The sequence below is a fragment of the Streptomyces sp. SD15 genome (genome assembly GCF_054462255.1).
In genome coordinates this window covers 143,730-163,919 of sequence record NZ_JBTLMO010000018.1, presented here as the reverse complement: position 1 = coordinate 163,919, position 20,190 = coordinate 143,730, and the positions used below count along the sequence as shown (strand labels likewise).

At 71.0% G+C, this 20,190-nt stretch carries 15 protein-coding genes and 2 pseudogenes; 6 read left to right on the top strand and 11 right to left on the bottom strand.

The genetic code is table 11. The features are described 5' to 3' along the window. Together ACX28W_RS20040 and ACX28W_RS20035 are read right to left on the bottom strand one after the other, a co-directional pair. Positions 1 to 243: pseudogene (locus ACX28W_RS20040) on the bottom strand (DNA-directed RNA polymerase subunit alpha); the annotation flags it as partial. 667 nt (positions 244 to 910) lie between these two features. After that, a pseudogene (locus ACX28W_RS20035) lies at positions 911 to 1,765 on the bottom strand (EamA family transporter); the annotation flags it as partial. A 40-nt stretch (positions 1,766 to 1,805) separates the two neighbouring features. On the opposite strand from ACX28W_RS20035, the gene ACX28W_RS20030 reads away from it, so the two are divergent. The 3 genes from ACX28W_RS20030 (at position 1,806) to ACX28W_RS20020 (ending at position 6,979) form a co-directional block, all read left to right on the top strand. After that, positions 1,806 to 2,330, top strand: a complete 525-nt coding sequence (locus ACX28W_RS20030) for a MarR family winged helix-turn-helix transcriptional regulator (RefSeq protein ID WP_459000355.1) — start codon at positions 1,806 to 1,808, stop codon at positions 2,328 to 2,330. Positions 2,331 to 2,735: 405 nt separating this feature from the next. Beyond that, positions 2,736 to 4,811, top strand: a complete 2,076-nt coding sequence (locus ACX28W_RS20025; protein WP_459000354.1) for a serine/threonine-protein kinase — start codon at positions 2,736 to 2,738, stop codon at positions 4,809 to 4,811. A 230-nt stretch (positions 4,812 to 5,041) separates the two neighbouring features. Next, on the top strand, positions 5,042 to 6,979 hold the full coding sequence (locus tag ACX28W_RS20020) for an FHA domain-containing protein (protein ID WP_459000353.1): 1,938 nt from the start codon (positions 5,042 to 5,044) through the stop codon (positions 6,977 to 6,979). 139 nt (positions 6,980 to 7,118) lie between these two features. Here ACX28W_RS20020 and ACX28W_RS20015 read toward each other — a convergent pair whose 3' ends face one another. From ACX28W_RS20015 to ACX28W_RS20000, 4 genes are read right to left on the bottom strand one after another with little or no spacing between them, the layout of a single operon-like run. Next, complete coding sequence (locus ACX28W_RS20015) at positions 7,119 to 7,265, bottom strand: hypothetical protein (RefSeq protein WP_459000352.1); 147 nt, start codon at positions 7,263 to 7,265, stop codon at positions 7,119 to 7,121. A gap of 8 nt (positions 7,266 to 7,273) precedes the next feature. After that, positions 7,274 to 8,209 carry an LLM class F420-dependent oxidoreductase gene (locus ACX28W_RS20010; protein WP_459000351.1) on the bottom strand — a complete coding sequence of 312 codons (936 nt, stop codon included), beginning with the start codon at positions 8,207 to 8,209 and terminating at the stop codon, positions 7,274 to 7,276. Between the two features lie 38 nt (positions 8,210 to 8,247). Further along, complete coding sequence (locus ACX28W_RS20005; protein ID WP_459000350.1) at positions 8,248 to 10,815, bottom strand: FtsX-like permease family protein; 2,568 nt, start codon at positions 10,813 to 10,815, stop codon at positions 8,248 to 8,250. A 7-nt stretch (positions 10,816 to 10,822) separates the two neighbouring features. Further along, the gene (locus ACX28W_RS20000; protein ID WP_459000349.1) at positions 10,823 to 11,701 is read right to left on the bottom strand and encodes an ABC transporter ATP-binding protein; all 879 of its coding nucleotides are present in this window, start codon (positions 11,699 to 11,701) and stop codon (positions 10,823 to 10,825) included. A 147-nt stretch (positions 11,702 to 11,848) separates the two neighbouring features. Here ACX28W_RS20000 and ACX28W_RS19995 point away from each other — a divergent pair, with 147 nt between their 5' ends. Both ACX28W_RS19995 and ACX28W_RS19990 read left to right on the top strand, forming a co-directional pair. Further along, positions 11,849 to 12,088 (top strand): toxin-antitoxin system HicB family antitoxin, encoded by a 240-nt coding sequence (locus ACX28W_RS19995; RefSeq protein ID WP_459000348.1) that lies wholly within the window; start codon positions 11,849 to 11,851, stop codon positions 12,086 to 12,088. Between the two features lie 4 nt (positions 12,089 to 12,092). Continuing rightward, the gene (locus ACX28W_RS19990) at positions 12,093 to 12,467 is read left to right on the top strand and encodes a fic family toxin-antitoxin system, toxin component (protein ID WP_459000347.1); all 375 of its coding nucleotides are present in this window, start codon (positions 12,093 to 12,095) and stop codon (positions 12,465 to 12,467) included. Positions 12,468 to 12,486: 19 nt separating this feature from the next. Here ACX28W_RS19990 and ACX28W_RS19985 read toward each other — a convergent pair whose 3' ends face one another. Together ACX28W_RS19985 and ACX28W_RS19980 are read right to left on the bottom strand one after the other, a co-directional pair. Further along, the gene (locus ACX28W_RS19985) at positions 12,487 to 13,200 is read right to left on the bottom strand and encodes a class I SAM-dependent methyltransferase (protein ID WP_459000346.1); all 714 of its coding nucleotides are present in this window, start codon (positions 13,198 to 13,200) and stop codon (positions 12,487 to 12,489) included. A 70-nt stretch (positions 13,201 to 13,270) separates the two neighbouring features. After that, entirely contained in the window at positions 13,271 to 13,957 is a 687-nt protein-coding gene (locus ACX28W_RS19980) for an esterase/lipase family protein (protein WP_459000345.1), read from the bottom strand. Positions 13,958 to 14,321: 364 nt separating this feature from the next. Here ACX28W_RS19980 and ACX28W_RS19975 point away from each other — a divergent pair, with 364 nt between their 5' ends. Beyond that, positions 14,322 to 16,784, top strand: coding sequence for a LuxR C-terminal-related transcriptional regulator (locus tag ACX28W_RS19975; protein ID WP_459000344.1), 2,463 nt, complete (start codon positions 14,322 to 14,324; stop codon positions 16,782 to 16,784). A 67-nt stretch (positions 16,785 to 16,851) separates the two neighbouring features. Here the strand turns inward: ACX28W_RS19975 and bioD are convergent, their stop codons facing one another. The 3 genes from bioD to bioB are packed head-to-tail and all read right to left on the bottom strand — an operon-like array spanning position 16,852 to position 20,027. Further along, complete coding sequence (gene bioD / locus ACX28W_RS19970) at positions 16,852 to 17,568, bottom strand: dethiobiotin synthase (RefSeq protein WP_459000343.1); 717 nt, start codon at positions 17,566 to 17,568, stop codon at positions 16,852 to 16,854. A gap of 1 nt (position 17,569) precedes the next feature. After that, complete coding sequence (locus ACX28W_RS19965) at positions 17,570 to 18,859, bottom strand: adenosylmethionine--8-amino-7-oxononanoate transaminase (RefSeq protein ID WP_459000342.1); 1,290 nt, start codon at positions 18,857 to 18,859, stop codon at positions 17,570 to 17,572. After that, positions 18,852 to 20,027 (bottom strand): biotin synthase BioB, encoded by a 1,176-nt coding sequence (bioB, locus tag ACX28W_RS19960; protein WP_459000341.1) that lies wholly within the window; start codon positions 20,025 to 20,027, stop codon positions 18,852 to 18,854. Before bioB ends, ACX28W_RS19965 begins: the two co-directional genes overlap by 8 nt. Between the last annotated feature and the right edge of the window lie 163 nt (positions 20,028 to 20,190).

Sequence of the window (20,190 nt, the reverse complement as noted above, 5' to 3'; positions counted from 1 at the left end):
CTTGATGTTGAGGATCAGGTCGGTGACGTCCTCCTTGACGCCCGGCACGGTGGTGAACTCGTGCAGAACGCCGTCGACGCGGATGGACGTGACCGCCGCACCCGGGATCGAGGAGAGGAGCGTACGACGCAGGGAATTGCCAAGGGTGTAGCCGAAGCCCGGCTCCAGCGGCTCGATCACGAACCGGGAGCGGAACTCGTCGACGACCTCTTCGGTCAGGGATGGACGCTGAGCAATGAGCACGAGGTGTTGCCTCCAGTGGTTCGGCGCCCGCTATGTGACGCCGTAGACACCACGAAGGGTACGGGCGTTCCGGGCGATACGGCCTCCGAAGAGGCTGAACCGCCCGACTTCAACCCAACGAGGTGGCTTCGGGCTTCCCTTCCGCCCGCATCCCCCGCGGCCGTGTCTGCTTTGGCGTCCAGCTCTCGGGCGCGCAGGACGGTCAGGCAGGCATGCGCGGCCGTGGACAGGGGGATGTCGTGATCATGGCGTTGGCCAGGACAGTTGGCAGGGGACGGGATGGTGGACCCCGACCGTCCAACGCGCGCCGCACTCGGGGCAGGCGGCGGTCCGAGCGGCCTGGACCGCCCCATTCCTCGCCCTCGTCCGCCGCAGCCGGCGCCACTGTCGCGAACGACAGGCCGACGAACAGAACACCGCCGTCGCCTTCACCGACGGCATCAGCGGACCACCGCACCCACGGCACAATCGCGGCCCCAAGTCGTCGTCCCCCACCACGATCAGCCGCAGCCGGGGCACCCCGTCCCTGCCCATACGGCCACCGTACGAAGCAGACGTGGCCGCCGGGAGCCCCCGCGCACTCATCGGGGATTGCAAGTAGACGGCTCTCGCGCGGGACTCCCGTCAGAGACAGAGAGACAGGAGGGGCAGGTGCCTGACTGCTGACGCGTCGGCCCGCGCGCGTGGGCCGGCCGAGGACGACTCCGGCCAGGACCAGGACCAGTCCGCACAGTTGCTGAACGGTCACCACCTCGGCGGCGACCGCTGTGCCGAGCAGCACGCCCGTGACGGGGTTGAGCAGTCCGATCAGACCCACTGTCCCCGCAGGCAGGTGCCGCAGCCCCGTGAGCCAGGCGGCGAAGGCCAGTGCGGTGGCGACCAGGGCCACGTAGCCGAAGGCGAGGACGGCTGGCGTGGAGAGCGCGGGGGGCGGACCCTCCACGACTGCCGCGGCCGGGAGCAGGAACAGGCTTCCGGCGGTGAGCTGCCAGGCGGTCGAGGCGAGCACGTCAGCGTCGGCGCTCCACCGTTTGGCCAGGATGTGGCCGAAGGACGACACCAGCATGGCGGCGGCCGAGGCGAGGACCCCCGGCACGCTCACCCTTTCCACCCCCGTGAGCAGCATGAGACACACCCCGGCGAGCCCGATCGCGGCGCCGACCAGGTGGGCGGTCCGGGGCCGCTCGGACACCAGCGGCCAGGCTATGAGCATCATCGTCAGTGGGGACACCGCCATGACGGTCGAGGCGACGCTCGTCGGCAGCAGCTGGGAAGCGACGTAGACGAGGACGAAGAACACGCTCACGTTGAGCAGGCCGAGCATCGCGGATCGCCACCACCACGCGCCACGCGGCCGCTGCCTGCACAGGGCCAGCAGGATGAGGCCGGCCGGCAGCGCACGCAGAGCAGCTCCGTACAGCGGGCTGCCTGCGGGGAGGAACTCACGCGTGACGAAATAGTTGGCCCCCCATGCCACCGGCGCGACCGCGGTCAGTGCCACCCAACGTGCATTAGCTTCCATGGAAGACAATATAGCTTCCCGGGAAGCTATCATGGTGTCCATGGAAGACCGGCAGCCATTGGACCGCGTAGCCCGCATTCAGGCCGACTGGCGCCGCGAACGGCCCGACCTCGACGTCACACCGCAGGGAGTGATCGGCCGGCTGCACCGCCTGGCGGACCAGCTCACCGAGGAACTCTGCCTCGTATACGGTCGCTACGGTCTCAGCGAGGGGGAGTTCGACGTCCTGTGCGCACTACGCCGCGCCGGCCAGCCCTACGAACGGGCACCTGGCGAGCTCGCCGCGCACACCATGGTCACCACCGGCGCGATGTCGAAGAGAATCGACCGCCTGGAGCGGACCGGACTCGTCACCCGCCGCCGCTCCGACGACGACCAACGTGGCCGGATCGTCGCCCTCACCGAGCCCGGGCGCGAGCTGATCGACCGTGCGTTCACCGACCACATGCGCAACGAACGCCACTTGCTGGACCTGCTGGCCCCCACCGAGGCCGAGACGCTCGAAACACTGCTCACGACCTGGCTCTCCCGCATGGAACATCCGCGCCTACCCGCCAGCGAGTGACCCGCACCCCGTCCGGGCTGTGACCCGTACGAGCCTGCTGCCCGGGCCCACTCCCGCAGCACCGACCGCCGCATCCGAGCCTGCCAGGGGCCTCGAAAGAAGTCGACGGTATGACCACCGCGACGTCACAACTCCCCCACAGCGAGCGGTAAGACGAGCCCTTACCCAGGTCCGCACTTCACGAACATCAGGTCTTTGACCATACTGTCCAGGGGCTGTGTCCTTCGCGGTCAGCGACGTGGTGCGTCGCCGGTCCTTCCGCGCCGCACACCGGAGCTGGAGGTGAAGTCCGGCGGGACCTCCGGCCGTGGCCGAACCCAAGGGACCCCGGCCCGGCAGGCCACGGATCGGACGGGGGCGTCGCCACTCCTCGGCCGTTCGCAAAGGACAAGGAGTACGGCCCTCATGCCACAACAGAACACGGCGTCGCGGGACGCGGGTGTCGAACGGCTGGTCGCCGGTCGCTACCGCTTGCTGTCCGTTCTCGGCGAGGGCGGTATGGGCACCGTGTGGCGCGCCCGCGACGAGGTACTGCACCGCGAGGTCGCCGTCAAGGAGGTACGCGCTCCCGTCGGATTGGCCGTAGCGCAGGTCGAGCGGATGTACACCCGCTTGGAGCGGGAGGCCTGGGCGGCGGCGCGCATCAGTGCTCGCGGTGTGGTGACCGTCCACGACGTCGCCACCGACGACGGCCGACCCTGGATCGTCATGGAGTTCGTCCGCGGCGGGTCGCTGGCCGACGTGATCGGCTCCCAGGGTGCCCTCACGCCGCGGGAGGCCGCGCGCATAGGTGCCGAGGTGCTGGCCGCGCTGCGCGCGGCGCATGGCGCCGGCGTTCTGCACCGCGACGTGAAGCCCGCCAACGTCCTGCTCGCAGACGACGGCAGGGTGGTGCTCACCGACTTCGGTATCGCCACCGTGGAGGGGGATTCCGCGCTGACGATGACCGGCGAGGTCGTCGGCTCTCCCGAGTATGTGGCGCCGGAGCGGGCACTGGGCCGCAACCCCGGCCCCGCGTCGGACCTGTGGTCCCTCGGAGCGTTGCTCTACACGGCCGTCCAGGGCCGTTCGCCCTTCCGTCGGACCACCCCGCTGAGTACTCTGCGCGCCATCGTCGACGACGAGTTGCCCCCGCCGCATCGGGCCGGACCCCTCGTGTCCGTCATCGAAGGCCTGATGCGCAAGGACCCCAACGAACGGATGTCGGCCGAACAGGCCGAGCAGGAGCTGCGCCTGGCTGGTGCTGACGGCACCTCAGGCGCCGACACGGCCATGCCGTCCGCCCCGCTGCCCACGGCGGACACCGAAGAGCTGCCCACCGCCGAGTCCCCGCTCGGGGAGACCGCACCTACGGCCACGGTCGGGGCACCGACCGTCTCGGCGTCATCGCCTGTCCCGGAAAACGCCACGGACGCCAGGGACATGGCGGCGAGAGTCGACGCGCCCACAGCAAAGGAACCTGCGGCTTCCGGGGCGCCGGCGAACACTGCCTCCGCCCCCGCCGCACCGGAAGCGGGGACGACGGCCATGGCCGACGTATCCACGGCCGCGGTCGACGTACCCACGGCCGACACACCCACCGCCACGGCCGACATACCCACGGCCGCGGCACACCCCGGCGCCCCCACCGCCCAGGCACAGCCCCCGGTTCCCGGTGCCGTACCTGCGGTCACCGCCGAGACGGCCGCCCCGGCGCCCCGCTCGTCCGTCGACGCCGCCTCCCTGCCCAGCGCGGACAGCCCCGCCGCCCCCGGCGTCCCCGCTTCTCCCGCCCCGCCACGTCCCGCGCCGGAGGCCGCCTCGGCTTCGGGCATCGCCGAGTCGCCCACCGTATGGGCAGGCCCGGTATCAGGGCCCGTACCCACCGCCGTTTCCGCGGTGCTCGCCTCACCGGCGGCGCTCGAGCTCGAGGGCGCCGAAGCGACCGGTCACGGCCCCACGCGGCGGAGACGGCGCATCGGGTACCTGACCGCGGCGGGAGCGGTCGTGCTCGCGCTGCTCGTAGGCGGCCTGGGCTATGCGCTCGGCGGCGGCGACGGTGAGGGCCGCAAGGGCACCAGCTCGCCCACGGGGCAGGCGCAGGCCGCCGCCTCCGGTACGGCGAACAGCGGGTCGGATCACACCGCCGGGCAGCCCGTCTCGGTCAGCGTGACCGGGGGCGCGACCACATACGTCGGAGACTGCCCCCCGGCGGACTCGCAGGCCCCCTGGTTCACCGCGACCTTCACAGTGTCCGAGCTGCCCTTCCAGTTCTCGTACCGGTGGGTCTCGGCGAACGGGACCGTGATCGACCGGCAGTGGCGGACGCTGGCGTTCCCGGACGGCGGCCCCCGCACCCATCAGGAGACGGTGCGGCTGTCGACGTATGCGCAGACCGGAACACTCCGCAGCCGGATGGCCGTGGAGATCCGCTCACCGTTCGAGGCGGTGTCCAACTCGGTGCCGTTCTCGGTGACATGCGCCTCGACGACGGGCGGCTAGTCAACCGGGCGTCAAGGTCGGCGCCGCGCAGCCGAGTCATCCCCGCGCATCGGCCATACTTCAACCAGTACGAGTTGGATCGCTGCCGGTCCGACTCGGACATGACCGGTCAAGTGAGCCCCGCTGGACCGGAGTTCTGCGGGAGTGACGTACGACTCTCACCCTCGTAGCGGATCAACCGCAGGGTGCGGATCCTCTGCCCGCATCCGAGACTTTCGCAAGGAGTTTCTGTGGCCTCGGTCATCGTGGGACGCACGGGTCCCTTCGCCGGTCAGAGTGCGGTTCTGGGCAGCGCTCCGCTGCGATTCGGACGCAAGAGCGACAACGACGTGATCATCGTCAGCGTCAGCGCCTCCCGCCTGCACACCGAGATCGTGGCGGAGGACGGCGCGTTCGTCCTCTACGACCGCAGCAAGAACGGAACTTTCGTAAACGACCAGCGCGTGACCCGTCACGTGCTCGTGCCGGGCGACTCCATACGCATCGGCGACGAGACCTTCCTGTTCGAGACGCAGGAGGCCTTGGAGACGGTCATGGACCTCTCCCAGCTCGACCTGCCCCGCGCCAATGCCTCGGCGAACCCGGGCGAGCTGCGGGTCACGGTGACCGGAGGAGGCCCGGTCGGCCTCGCCTTTGCCCTGCTGCTGGAGAACGCCCTGCCGGGGAAGGTGTCCATCACCGTCTACGACGGCCGGTGGATCAGAAACGGCTCCACCGTGGTCTGGAAGGACGAGACCCAGGGCAACGTCCGCCGCCAGCAGGTCGTCACCGTCCAGAGCCGTCAGTACCTCGCGCTCACCGAGGAGATGCAGTCGGCGCTGTTCGACGCGGGCGGATTCTCCGAGATGTGGCCCCTGGGACCGGACTCCGTGGACGGACGCCCGCCCCGCAACATCCGGATCGCCTACATCGAGGACAAGCTGCTGGAACTGGCCAACGCCAAGTCCGCGATCCGCCTGGTGCCGAAGCGATTCGATCCGTCGGAGCAGCAGCACCGGCTCTCCCAGGAACACGTCCTGGTGATCAGCGAGGGCGGCCGGTCGCGCACCCGAGAGCACTTCGCGGACCGTTTCGGCGCGGCCGACTCCTCGATCTACTCCCTCGACGGGGAGCACCTTCAGGACCTGGTGCTGGGACTGCGGGTCAAGTCCCAGCTCTCGGACCCCATGAGCGTCCTGCTGACCGTGGCGCAGAACCGGTTCCTGCTCAACTCGCTGCGTGGCGAGGGGTTCCTCAACATGAGGCTGACCCGCGAGGAGGCCGGCAATGTGATCGGCATCGACCCGGTCCGGCAGGTCTTCGAGGAGTGCGTGGCGGCTCGGCCCTGCCTGATGAGCCGCCACGAGGACAACGAGTTCGTCTGCCCGACCCATGGGACCCTCTTCCTGCCCGCCCTGCTGCGCAGCTCGCCGCTGTGGAAGCAGATCCAGGAGGGCCTGAGGTTGTTCGGCGTCCCCGAGGACGATCTCAGCGCCATCACCTCGTTCCGGCTGGACATGGTGCAGCGCCCCCGGTTCACGGCCCAGCTCAGCCGCCCTACCGCCACGAGCCCCGGAACCTACGGCTTCCTGCTGGGCGACGCGGCCAACGCCATCCACTTCTGGCCCGGGCGCGGCCTCAACAGTGGCCTCGCCTCGGCTGTTTCCCTCTCCCGCTCCCTCAGCCGGGTCTGGCAGGGCCGTCCGCTGCGCGACGCCGACTTCATCCGGCACGAGGCGGCGATGTCCATGCTCCAGTACCGGCACAAGAGCCGGGCCTGGAACGCCATGGTCACCACCGACGAACGAGGCGTGACCCGCGCCATCAAGGACATCATCGCCGACAGCATGGAGGGGGACCGGGTCGTCGCCGAACCCGACGCCGAGCGGTCCGATCTGGACCGCTTGTTGGACCGGATGCGCGCGATCCGCGAGCGCCTCGCCCCCCGCCTCCCCGGAATGCCCAGCGACGAGGAACTGCGCAGCCACCTGTCCACCCTCGCTCCGTCGACCCTGCGGGCCCTGCAAGAGAGCGGAGCCTGGGACACGCTGATCGTCGGCGGCGAGGAGGCCGACATCGACATCTTCTACCAGTCGGACGCCCCGGTCTTCGTCGGCCGCCCCATCGATCCACGCATCGCCGGCCAGGCGGCAGGACCGCGGCAGCCGGGGGCGCTCGACCCGGCGTGATGCGGGCACTCCGCTCCTGAGGTCGAAGGTTCACATCCTGTCCCGCCATCAGAAGAAGGGGGCCCGGCACAGCCGGGCCCCCTTTAAGTGTTTTTCTTTGGGCAGCCAGGTCAAGCCGGTCGCGGCAACACCGAAGGGATCATTGCCGGCGCCGAGGATCTCGTCCTGCTTCGTCCAGCTCGCCGTCCTGCTCGGCCAGGATCAGAGCCTCGGCGTCACGCTCGACCAGCCGCTCCACGCAGCTGCGGTCGTCGGGCGTCGTGGCCCGTATGTGCAGGTCGGTCATGTGGACGGTCACTGGCCGCGCAGCGCCTCCACCACGGGAGCGAACGCCTCCATGTTCGGCTCCAGAACCGTCAGATACGAGATTCCGTACCGCTCCCGCTGCGCCCGCACCTGCTCGATGATCTGCTCCAGGGTTCCCACCAGGACGATCGGCAGCTCGAGGACCTGTTGTTCCGCCAGGTGGGGGATGCGGGACAGCCACGGCTGAATCGCGGCCCCGCGGTCGTCGGTCACGGTGACGATCTGGATCAGCAGGTTGAGCTCGGCGGGCTCCTTGCGCCCGGCGGCGAACTCCCGGTACAGGGCGACGCGTTCGTCGAGTTCCGCGGCCGTGATCGGCTCCACCATGCCGTCCGGCTTGGTGCGCGCGCCGGTGAACGCGGCGATGTCCGCGTGCTCGGCGGTGATCCGCAGCATCCGGTCGCCGCCCGCGCCGATCAGCAGCGGCACGCGAGGCTGCTGGGCGGCCGGCGGCATGGGGGTCCCCCCGCTCGAGCGAAGCCGAGAGTGGGGGAGAAGCCGAGACTGGGGGAGCTCGTCCGAGCCGAGGATCCGGTCCAACTCCTCGACCGTACGCAGGAGATGGGTGACGCGCTCACCCGGCGAACCCCAAGGGAGGCCCGCCGTCTCGTGCTCCGCCCGTACGTAACCGGTGCCGAGGCCGAGTTCGAGGCGGCCACCCGTCAGCGCGTCCGTGGTGGCCACCTCGCGGGCCAGCAAGGTGGGATTCCAGAACCCCGCGTTGAGGACGAAGGTGCCGAGGCGGGGCCGCTCGGTGACCTCGGCCGCTGCCACCAGCGCGGGGAAGGGGGCGGGCATGCCCAGGTGATCGGGGACCAGGATCACGTCGTAGCCGAGCTCCTCGGCCCGGCGGCACTTCGCGCGCCACTCGTCGGCGGGCGCGGGGGTGAGCAGGTTGACCCCGAAACGGAACGGGCGCGGCATTAACTCTCCTTACATCAAGACGACTTGATGCGAGTACATCACTCGTGGGCGATCGCTGCCAGGACATTCATGCGGGATGCACGCAACGCCGGTAGCAGCGCCGCCACGATGCCCACGACCGCCGACCCCACCACGACCCCGACGATCGTGCCCCAGGGGATGGCGAGTGCGTCCATGCCCTGGAGCGCGAGCACCTGCTGTATGCAGACGCCCCAGATCAGCCCGAGCGCGAGGCCGAGGACCGCGCCGAACACGGCGATCACCACCGACTCCAGCCGGATCATCCGGCGCAGCTGGCGCCGGGCGAGGCCGATGGCGCGCAACAGCCCGATCTCGCGCGTGCGCTCGACGACGGACAGCGCGAGGGTGTTGACCACGCCGAGCACCGCGATGACGATCGCGAGTCCGAGCAGCGCGTACACGAGGTAGAGCAGCACCGCGATCTGATCGTGAATCAGTTTCTTGTAGTCGGCCAGGTCGCGGACCTGCACCTGTGGATACGGATCGAGAGTCCGCTCGAGCCGCGAGCGCAACTCGTCGGCGCTCGTGCCCGGGGCCGCGTTCACGTACAGGCCGGAGTCCTGCCCGCCGGGCACGTACTTCTCGATCGTCCGGAAGCCGAAGAACAGCCCGCCCTGTGTCCCGAAGCCCTCGGCGGCGTCCTGGTCGGTGAGCGCGGCCACCGTCAGCTCGGTCCGCCGGTCGGCGGGGAACTCGACGGGAATCGTGCTGCCGACGCGTACGCCGTGCTCCCGCGCGAATTCCCCGTCCATGGCGATGTGCCCGTCGCCGAGCGCCGCCGCCGTGTCCCCCTGGGCGTACGTGATGTGGGCGACGTCGTCGAGCTGCGACTCGTAGCCCGCGGCGGTCGTCTCGATCCGCTTGCCGTCCGGCAGCCGCACCGCGACCGGCGTGAACCGCTGGCGGACCACGAGCCCGGCGCCCTTCGTGCCGCGCACCGCGTCCGTGACCTCCTGGGAGAACGGCACGAAGTTGCTGTTCTGGATCACGAAGTCGGCGCCCAGCGTTTTGTCGATCTGGCGGTCGAAGGACTTGCTCATGGACGCACTCGCCACGGACATTCCGCCGACCAGGGCGAGGCCCACCATCAGGGCTGCCGCCGTGGCGCCCGTGCGCCGCGGATTGCGCAGCGCGTTGCGCTGGCTCATCCGGCCGACCGGGCCGAACAGCGCGGGGAAGGCTCCACCCAGGACCCGGATCACCGGCCGTACCAGAAGCGGACCCGCGATCACCGTAGCGATGAGGGTCAGGACGACACCGAGTCCCAGCAGTGAGGCGGCCGTCGAGGTCTTCGACGACGTGACGCACCCGGCGAGGGCGGCGGCACCGGCCAGGGCCACGACCGAACCGACCACGGCACGCATCCGCAACGGCCGTCCCACACCGGCGATTTCGGCGTCCGCGAGGGCCGCCATCGGGGAGACGCCGGACGCGCGCCTGGCGGGGAGATACGCCGCCACGAAGGTGACGCCGACCCCGACGACGTAGGACGAGACGGGGGTCGCCCAACCGATCACCATCTCGGTGGACTTGAGGTTCATCCCGAACGCGGTCATGAGCTGGATCAGCCCGAGGGCGAGCCCGATCCCCGCGGCGAGCCCGAGCGTCGAGCCGACCAGGCCGAGCAGCAGCGCCTCGGTGAGCACGGACCGGCGCACCTGCCGCCGGTCGGCGCCCAGCGCACGCAACAGCCCCAGCTCGCGGGTGCGTTGGGCGATGAGCATCGAGAAGGTGTTGACGATCAGGAAGACGCCCACAAGCACGGCGATTCCGGCGAAGCCGAGCATCACGTACTTGATCACGTCGAGGAATCCGCCGAGTTGGGCGGCGGCGTCCTCGGCCTGTTCGTCGGCCGTCTTCAAGTCATAGGTCTTGGCGCCGAGTTCGGCGGCGACGCGCTGCTTGAGTTCGGCGTCGCTCACCCCCGGCGCCGCGTCCAGCGAGATGCTCGTGGCGGCGTCGGCGCTGCCGAGCAGTTTCGTCTGGGCGGTCGGGGTGTCGAGGAACAGCAGCGCCGCACCGGGGTTGGTGGTGGTGAAGGTGGCGATGCCGACGATCCGCACCTTGAACGTGCCCGGCTGCGCCTGCACCGTCAGGGTGTCGCCGATCGCCACGTGCTTGCGCTCGGCGGTGTCCGCGTCGAGGAGCGCCTCGTCTGCGCCGGTCGGCGCGTGGCCGGAGGTCAGCTTCACCGGACTGCGCTCGGTGACCTCCCAGTTGGTGGCGATGGTCGGGGCGCCCGTGGTCGGCCCGACCGACTCGTTGTCGCGGTCGACGATCGTGAGGTTCTCGACGCCCGCGTCCACATGGGTGGCCGCGACGCCGTCGACCTTCGCCAGCCGGTCCGCGAGCGAGGCGGGCAGCGTCTCGGTGGCGCCGGTCGGAAGCTGCGAGGTGAGATCGTTCCTGGGCGCCACGGTCACATCGGCCGAAGTGGAGGCGAAGAGCCGGTCGAAGGTGCGGGTGACCGTGTCCGAGAAGATCAGGCTGCCCGCGACGAACGCCACGGACAGCACGACGGCCAGCGCCGAGAGCAGCAGCCGCCCTTTGTGTGCGAGGAAGCTCCGCAGAGTCGCCTTGAGCACGGCTGCCTCAGTCCTTGTCGAGGGTTACGTCGTCGGGGGTTACGTCGTCCGGGGCGACGTCGGCGGAGGGGCCGGAGCCGTCCGAGCCACCGTCGGACCCGGGGGCCGGGGGGCGACCCCCGGAGAAGAGGCGCATGCGCTCCAGCACCGCCTCCGCCGTCGGCCGCTCCATCTCGTCCACTATCCGCCCGTCCCCGAGGAAGATCACCAGGTCGGAGTGGGCGGCCGCGCCTGGATCGTGGGTGACCATGACGACGGTCTGGCCCAGTTCGTCGACCGCCTCGCGCAGGAAGCCGAGGACTTCGAGCCCCGAGCGGGAGTCGAGGTTTCCGGTCGGCTCGTCCGCGAAGATCAGCTCGGGGCGCGAGGCGAGCGCCCGCGCGCAGGCGACGCGCTGCTGCTGCCCGCCGGACAGCTGCGCCGGCCGGTGCTTGAGACGATCGCGCAGCCCGAGCGTGTCGATGACCTGGTCCAGCCACTTCTGGTCGGGTTTCTGCCCCGCGATGTCCATGGGCAGCGTGATGTTCTCGGCCGCGTTCAGCGTCGGGATCAGATTGAACGACTGGAACATGAAGCCGATCCGGTCCCGGCGCAGCCGCGTCAGCTCACGCTCCCTCAGCCCGGTGATCTCGGTGTCGCCCAGCCAGACCTGGCCGGCCGACACGGTGTCGAGTCCTGCCAGACAGTGCATCAACGTCGACTTCCCGGAGCCCGAAGGGCCCATGACCGCGGTGAAGCGACCACGCGCGATGTCCACGTCGACCGAGTCGAGGGCGAGGACGGCCGTCTCGCCCGATCCGTACGCCTTCGTGAGCCCGCGGGCGCGGGCGGCGACCCCATCGGCGTCACTCCGGCCGACGGTGTGCTCCGCAGCTGGTGTGGACAACGCCGCCTCCTAGGTGATGGACGTGCCGACTCCCTTGTCCCGGCTGAGCCTAATGTGACCCCACCCACAGCCGGTATCCCCCCGAAGTACCGCGTCCCGCCGTGGGCGCCCTTGCGGGTGCTAGCGCATCGGCGCTAGCTTCGAGGTATGGCGAAGACTCAGCTGAACGTGCGGGTGGACGAGGGCACCGCCCGGGCCGCCCGGGAGCGGGCCCTGGAGCGCGGGATGAGCGTGAATCGCTACATCGAGGAGCTGGTCAGACAGGACACCGGGGAAGTGGGACACACCTTCGTCGACGCCGCCGCCGACTTTATGAAGCAGTACGAAAGCGTGTTCGCCGAGGAATTCGGCGCGGACCGAGAAGGCTCGCGAGAAGGTCGTCGTTGATCCCTTGAGCAGTCTCAGAGTCGACCTTGCCTGGCTTCTCATGATCGCCGAACAGAAGACGCCCGGAGACCCCCAGGTCACCGACTGGGGAGCCCTCGTCGCCGCCGTCAGCCGGCACGAGGCGGAGATATTCGGCGTTCCCGTCTACGACAGCCCGCACGCCCGCGCCGCCGCACTGCTCCAGCTCCTGCTGCACGTCCCGGCGCTCGAACGCTCCAACGCGATGTTCGCCTCGGCCGTCGCGTACGCCTATCTCGTCGCCAGCGGCCTGAAGGTCGTCACCTCCCCCGAGCAGGTGCGCGACCTCGCCCGCCTGGTGAAGGGTGGCGTGGCGACCGTCGAGGACATCGCGCAGGAACTGCGCCAGTGGAGCCTGTGAGGCTGTGGGGCTGCGAGCCCTACGGCGTGTCGTCGACTTCGGGGCGGCGCGCGGATCCCAGCACGCAGTACGAGGTGGGCAGCCGCGGTCCCTTCTCGGGCATCAGCAGCCGCTGGTACGGGCCGAGTTCGAACCCGGCGTCGCGCAGCGCGGCGATCGGGTCGCGCGCCAGATGGCAGCCGCCGGTCAGCCGCGGCCACACCGTGCGGTCCAGGCCGCGCTGGGTGTACCCCATCACGCGCCCGCCGCCCTTGCCGTGCTCGAAGAACCGCACGGTGCCACCGGGCCGCAGTACGCGTCGCAGTTCAGCGAGCGCGCGCGGCACGTCCCGCACGCTGCACAGCACCAGCGAGACCACCGCCGCGTCGAACGCCTCGCTCTTGACCGGCAGCGCCTCCGCCACACCCGGCGCCACGTCGACCGGCACCTCCGAGCGCAGCGCCGCTTCCAAGGCCAACTGCCGCAGCAGACGCTCGGGTTCGATCGCGACCACCTCCGAGACGGTGCCCGGATAGTGCGCGAAGTTCAGACCGTTGCCCGCGCCGATCTCGATGACCCGGCCGGAGAGTCCGGCCAGCAACCGGTCCCGTACGCCACCCACACCCAACCGGGTCTCGGCGGTCACGCTGAGCCGGGCGTAGTACCGGGCGAACAGCGGATGATGCACGAGGTCCGGCGACACCTTGCCGGAGCCGGCGGACCTGGCGCCGGAGCCGGCTGACCTGAACGGCATGACGGACCTCCCGGGAGGACGGGCCTTACCGTGATTGTCCCCCCTGGACGTCCGTCACACTCGTCGCGCGTCAGGCAATGAAGTCGCGCACCTGTTCGTAGACGCCGTAGTCGTTGTTCATGTCGGTGTGCGAGATGCAGCCGACCTCCACATTGGTGGCGCCGCTCAGAATCGCGCTGGTGTCCGGAGTGAGCAGGTCGTCGCAGTTCGACCAGTAACTGGCGTACGCGACACTGCCCGGTGTCTCGTCACCGGAGTTCAGCGAGGTCAGGAAGGAACTGCCGGTGTACATCTCGGAGCACGACGTATAGAGCCACCTGCACCAACCGGCCACGGTCGTCCCGTGGTTCACTCCGGCGGTGGAGACCAGGTCGTCGACGTACGAGGTCCCGCCGAGGTTCTTGAGGTAGTAACGCGCGTTCAGTGCGCCCATCGAGTGGACGACCAGGTCCACCTTCGCCGCGCCGGTCTGCGCGAGGACGTTCTGCACCTGGGTGGACAGCTGCTGCGCGGTGGTCACGTTCGACTGCGACCAGTCGTACGACCACGCGTACAGCTCCGAGCTGCTGTAGCCGTCGGCCTTGAAGTCGGCGATCCAGTCGTCCCAGCTGCTCGCCGAACTGCTGAGGCCGTGCACGAAGATCACGGGGTTGTGGGTGGCGGCCTGGGCCGGGGTCGCGGAGAGGGAGAGCGAGACAAGGAGTGCTGCTGCCACGGCGGAGAAGAACGTGGCGATGCGCCGCATGCGGCGTTGCATGGTGCCTCCAGGTACGAGTGCGGATGCCTGGAGTGTCAGGTGGGGTCTACGCGCGGCGCATCGGCGAACTCGCCGGTCTTTACTAGTCAATTAACTCGCCAGTAACGTCATTCGTGTGGTGACCTCGGTGAACCCCCCGCCTCTCCCGCCCCCTTCGCCACCGCAGCTCAGGCACGCGTGGCAGCGCCTCGACCCCCCACTTCCCGAAGGCGTCCGCGTACGCGTACTCCATGCCGCGCACGATGATCCGCGCGCGGCCGCGGAACTCGCCTCGATACTGACCGAACGCCAACGAGCCGGTCTGGACCCGCTGCCTGCGCACCCTCCCGTACCCCTGCGGACGGAGCGGACACGCCGTCAGGAAGTGCGCGCACTGCCGGACAGCACCCGCCTCCTGCTGCTCCTCGCGGCGGCCGACCAGCACCCGGTCGCCACCCACGCCTTCCTGCGCGCCGTCGCCGCGGCCCGGCTCGACACCCGGCACATCGAGGCCGCGGAGGCGGCCGGACTCGCCCACGCCACGGCCGGCGGCATCGTCTTCCGCGACCCCTGGACCCGGATCGCGGCGTACGAGACCGCGTCCGCGGCGGACCGGCGCGCCGTCCATCAACTGCTCGCCCGGGTCCTGCGCGCGGAGGGTGAGGCATCCCGGCGCTCCTGGCACCGGGGCGCGGCCGCGCTCGGCCCCAGCCGGCGGCTCGCCGCGGAACTCCGCACGGCCGCGCACCGGGCGCGCGGCGCCGCCGAACACGCCGTCGCCTGCGCCCTCGTCGAACGCGCCGCCGCGCTCTCGTCCGAGCCGAGCGAGCGCACCAGGCTGCTCGGCCGTGCCGCCGCCGACGCCTGGCGGTCCGGTGACGTCGACCGCGCCCGCCGCCTCGTCGCGACCTGCGACGACCACGCCCTGAGCGGACTGCTCGCGCTGAGGGCGGGGAACGCGACGGACGCGTTCGACGCGCTGCTGACGGGTGCGGTGCGGTACACGGGTGGGGGAGCGGGCAATAGCGCGGGTGGGCGTCCGGACGCAGCGATGTCCGGCGGGCGCGCGGTGTCTGACGGGTGTGTGGTGCCCGGTGGGCATGTGGTGTCTGACGGTCGTGTGGAGTGCGGCGGGGGTGTGGTGTCTGGCGGGCGTGTGGAGTGCGACGGGTCTGTGGTGCCCGGTGGTCGTCCGGAGTCCGGCGGTCGTCCGGAGTCCGGCGGTCGTGCGGTGTCAGACGGGTGTGCGGCGTACGGCAGCCCTGCGGGTCTTGGGAAGCCCATGGCGTACGGGGGACTGGCCAGGCCCGTGAACTCGGGGGTGTCCGGGATTCCTGAGGTGCCTGGGAGTCCTGATGCGCCCGGAAGTTCTGGCGTGTTCCGGAGTTTTGGCGAATCCGGGAGTTCGGGCGGGTCGGGGAGTTTCGGCGGGGTCGGGAGTCTTGGCGGGTCCGGGGATCCTGGCCCGTCCGGGGATTCTGGCGGGTCCGGGGATTCTCGCCTGTCCGGGGAATCCGGCCTGTCCGGGGCATTTGACGCGACGCACGACCGCGACGCCGCCGTTCACCTGCTCGCCCGAGCCACCGAGGCCGCCATCTACACCGGCGACCTGCGCCGATGTCGGGAGGCGGCTGCTGTCGCCGACCGGCTCGGGATCGTGCCGCCCGGCACGCTGGGCGGGCTGGCCGCGGCGTTCGAGGGCCGCTACGACGACGCACGGGACGTGCTGAAGGCAGCCGCGGGCCGGTGCGGTCCCGGGGGCGACCCCACCCAGCTGATCCACTCGGCCATCGCGGCACTGATGCTCGGCGACCACACCGCGGCAGCCACCGCGGCCGTCCGTGCCGCCGCCTCGGCCCAGGCCAGAGGAGACGCGGTCACCGTGCCGCAAGCCATGGAGTTCCGGGCGTACGCGGACTTCTGGACCGGGCGCCCACGGGCCGCCGAGGCCGCCACCCTGGACGCACTGCGCCAGGCGTACGCCACCGGCCAGGACAACGGAGCCTGCCATCTGCAGGCCGCCCTCGCGATGTTCGCCGCGGTCACCGGCGACGAGGAGGTCTGCCGCGAGCGCGCCGAGGCCGCCCGCTCCTACGCCCTCGCACGGGGGCTCGGTCTCCCTGCCGCGCTGGCCCTGTTCGCGCTCGCCTTCCTCGACCTGAGCACCGGCCGCTTCGCGGCGTCCGCCGCCCGGCTGCGCGCCCTCGCGGGGTTCGGCCCCGGGCACGGGCACCGGGCCATCCGTCACATCGCCACACCGCACTACGTGGAGGCCGCCGTCCGCACCGGCGACACCCGGGTCGCCCGCGCCGCCCACGCCGACTACGACCACTGGGCCCGCACCGTCCGCAGCCCCGACGACCTGGCCCTCAGCGCCCGCTGCCGGGCCCTGCTCGCCTCCGGCGCGGACGCCGTCGAGCACTACCGCACCGCCCTCGACCTGCACGCCTCCGGCACCCGCGACTTCGAAAGGGCCCGCACGGAGCTGCTGTTCGGCGGCGCGCTGCGCCGGCTGCGGCACCGTACGGAGGCCCGTGACCGCCTGCGCAGCGCCCTCGAAGCCTTCGAACACTTCGGCTCCCCGCACTGCGCCGCCCAGGCCCGCGCCGAACTCCGCGCCCTCGGTGAACCCGCTTCACCCGCGGGCGCCGCCGCCGACCTCACCGCCCGTCTCACCGCACAGCAACTGATGGTCGCCCGCATGGCCGCCGAGGGAGCCACCAACCGCGAGATAGCCGCCCAGCTGCTGCTCAGCCCACGCACGATCGACCACCATCTGCGCGGTGTGTTCGCCCGGTTGGGCATCCGCTCGCGGATCGAGTTGGTGCGGCTGCTGGGAGAAGGATGAGGGGGCGGGCTCCGGTTCGTCGGCTACGGGCCGGCGGGGGCTGGGCCGCGCAGTTCCCCGCGCCCCGTTACGGGGCACCGGCCGCAGTGAAGTGGCGCGCGTCCCAGGTGCCGCCCAGCCGGACCGCCAGCCAACTCGAAGCGCCCGCACGGAAGTCGGCGGGCGGGTACGAGCCCGCGCCTGCCGGTATCGCACCGAGCAGGGGGGCGCCGGCCACCACCGGCAGGTCTGCGAGGTTGCAACGGGAGGCCAGGTCGGCGTCGTTGGGCCAGCTCCCGATGACCACGCCCGTGAAGTCCAGCCCACGACGGCGGAGTTCACCGGCCGTCAACTCGGTCGCGTTCAGGGTGCCGAGGCCCGCCGACGCGACGACCAGTACCGGCGCTTCGAGCAGCCGGGCCGCGTCCGCCAGTGTGCCGCCCTCGTCGTCGAAACGGACGAGCAGACCGCCCGCCCCCTCGATCAGCACGAGGTCGTGCTCGGTGGCCAGCTTGGCCGCCGCCTCCGCCACCTCGTGCGGCCGCACCGGTGCGAGCGAGGCCCGCCGCGCTGCCGTCGCGGGCGCCAACGGCTCGGGATAGCGGGCAAGTTCGAGCGTGGTCACGGCGCCCGCGAGCCGGGCCACCTCGTCGGCGTCCCCGCGCTCGTGGGGACGTACCCCCGTCTGCGCGGGCTTGAGCACGGCCACGGATCGCCCGGCGGCGAGGGTCGCGGCCGCGACGGCGGCCGTCGTGACCGTCTTGCCGACCTCCGTGCCCGTCCCCGTGATCACCAGGACCGCCATGTCATCCCTCCCGCGCCGCCGCGCACACCGCGCGCGCGATCCGTGCCACGTCCGCGTCGCCCGTGACGTACGGCGGCATCGTGTAGACGAGGTCGCGGAAGGGCCGCAGCCACACGCCCTCGCGCACGGCTGCCGCGGTCGCCGCCTTCATGGCCGCTTCGTCGAGGGCACGGTCGAGCTGGACGACGCCGATCGCCCCCAGGACGCGTACATCCCGGACGCCCGGCAACGAGGAGGCCTCCGCCAGTCCTTCCCGCAGGCCCGCCTCGATCCTCTTGACCTCGGTCTGCCAGTCCTGCCCGAGCAGCAGGTCGATGGAGGCGCAGGCCACGGCCGCCGCCAGCGGATTGCCCATGAACGTGGGCCCGTGCGCGAGCACCGGAACCTCGCCCCGCGAGATCCCGTCGGCCACCCGCGCCGTGCACAACGTCGCCGCCATCGTCATATAGCCGCCGGTCAGCGCCTTGCCCACACACATCACGTCCGGCGTCACGCCCGCGTGCTCCGCCGCGAACAGCGCGCCCGTCCGGCCGAAGCCGGTCGCGATCTCGTCGAACACGAGCAGCACGTCGTGCGCGTCGCACGCCTCCCGCAGTACCCGCAGATACGCGGGGGAGTGAAACCGCATCCCGCCCGCGCCCTGCACCACCGGCTCCACGATCACCGCGGCCAGCTCGTCCGCGTGCCGCCCGATCAGTTCGCGCAACTGATCGGCGTACGACTCCTCGTACGCGACCGGCGGCGCATCCGCGAACACCTGGCGGGGGAGCACCCCGGCCCACAGGTCGTGCATGCCGCCCTCCGGGTCGCACACCGACATCGGCTGCCAGGTGTCCCCGTGGTATCCGCCCCGCCAGGTCAGCAGGCGCTGTTTGCCCGGGCGGCCGAGCGAGCGCCAGTACTGCAGGCACATCTTGACGGCCACCTCGACCGAGACCGAGCCGGAGTCGGCGAGGAAGACGTGCTCCAGCCCCTCGGGCGAGATGTCGACAAGGCGCTTCGCCAGCCGGACGGCGGGCTCGTGCGTGAGCCCGCCGAACATGACGTGGCTCATGCGATCCAGCTGACCGCGCGCCGCGTCGTTGAGCACCGGGTGGTTGTAGCCGTGGATCGCCGACCACCAGGACGACATGCCGTCCACCAACTCGCCCGAGCCGCCCGCCAGCCGCAGCCGCACGCCGCTCGCGGACTCCACGACGAGCGGTTCCTGCCGGCCCGGCATCGGCCCGTACGGATGCCAGACGTGCCGCCGGTCGAGGTCGAGCAGCTCACCCACGGAGAGGTCAGGCATTGGGCGCGAGGTCCGTTCCGGCCCCTCGGCGGCGTACGGCGACGAGATCCGTACGGGCCTCGGGAACGCTCTCCTCGGCGGACGAGCCGGCGGAGCCGCACCCGGCCTCCGCATGCGAGCCGCATCCGGCCTCCGCATGCGAGCCGCACCCGCCCCCCGTCGGAACCCGGTGCTCCGGCAGCGTCACCTCGCCCGCGTCCTCCACCTCGAACCCGGCGTCGGCGATCATGTCGAGGTCGGCCTTGCCGGCCTGCCCCTCGCTCGTGAGGTAGTCACCGAGGAAGATCGAGTTGGCCAGGTGCAGGGCGAGCGGCTGCATGGTGCGCAGATGGACCTCGCGGCCGCCCGCGATACGGACCTCGACGTCCGGGCAGACGAACCGGACCATCGCGAGGATGCGCAGACAGCGCTGCGGGGTGAGGTTCCACTCCTTGGCGAGCGGGGTGCCCTCGAAGGGGATCAGGAAGTTCACCGGAACGGAGTCCGGGTCGAGCTCGCGCAGCGAGTAGACGACGTCGACGAGGTCCTCGTCCGACTCGCCCATGCCCGCGATCAGGCCCGAGCAGGCGGACAGCCCCGCCGCGTGTGCCTTCTGGACCGTGTCCACCCGGTCGGCGTACGTGTGCGTGGTCGTGATGTCCCCGTACGTCCCCTCGGACGTGTTCAGGTTGTGGTTGTAGGCGTCCGCGCCCGCCTCGCGCAGCCGCTCGGCCTGACCGTCGGAGAGCAGGCCCAGGCAGGCGCACACCTCGACGCCCTCGTTCTGCTCCTTGATCGCCTTGATGGTGCCCGCGACCCGGTCCACATCACGGTCCGTCGGACCGCGGCCGCTGGCCACCAGGCAGACCCGCTTGGCGCCCCCGGCCAGCCCGGCTGCCGCGGCCTGCGAGGCCTCGTCGGGCTTGAGCCAGGTGTACTTGAGGATGTCGGCCTTGGAGCCGAGCCGCTGCGAGCAGTACGAGCAGTCCTCGGGGCACAGACCCGACTTCAGGTTGACCAGGTAGTTGAGTTTCACTCGACGGCCGAACCAGTGCCGGCGCACCTTCCCGGCCGCGGCCACCACGTCGAGCACGTCGTCGTCGGAGGTGGCCAGCACGGCCAGTGCCTCGTCACGGGTCGGCAGCTCGCGCCGAAGCCCCTTGTCCACCAGCGTGTTCAGCAGGTCCATGAAATCTGATCCTGACGTATGCGGGCCCGTGGAGCCAAGGAGAGATTGCACAACAGAGACGGTTCGACGTGTGGGTATTGCCACATCATGGGGGGCCGACCGTCCCGCTAGGGTCTGTGCACTGCCTACAAAACGACCACCCTCATGACCCCCTCACGACCAC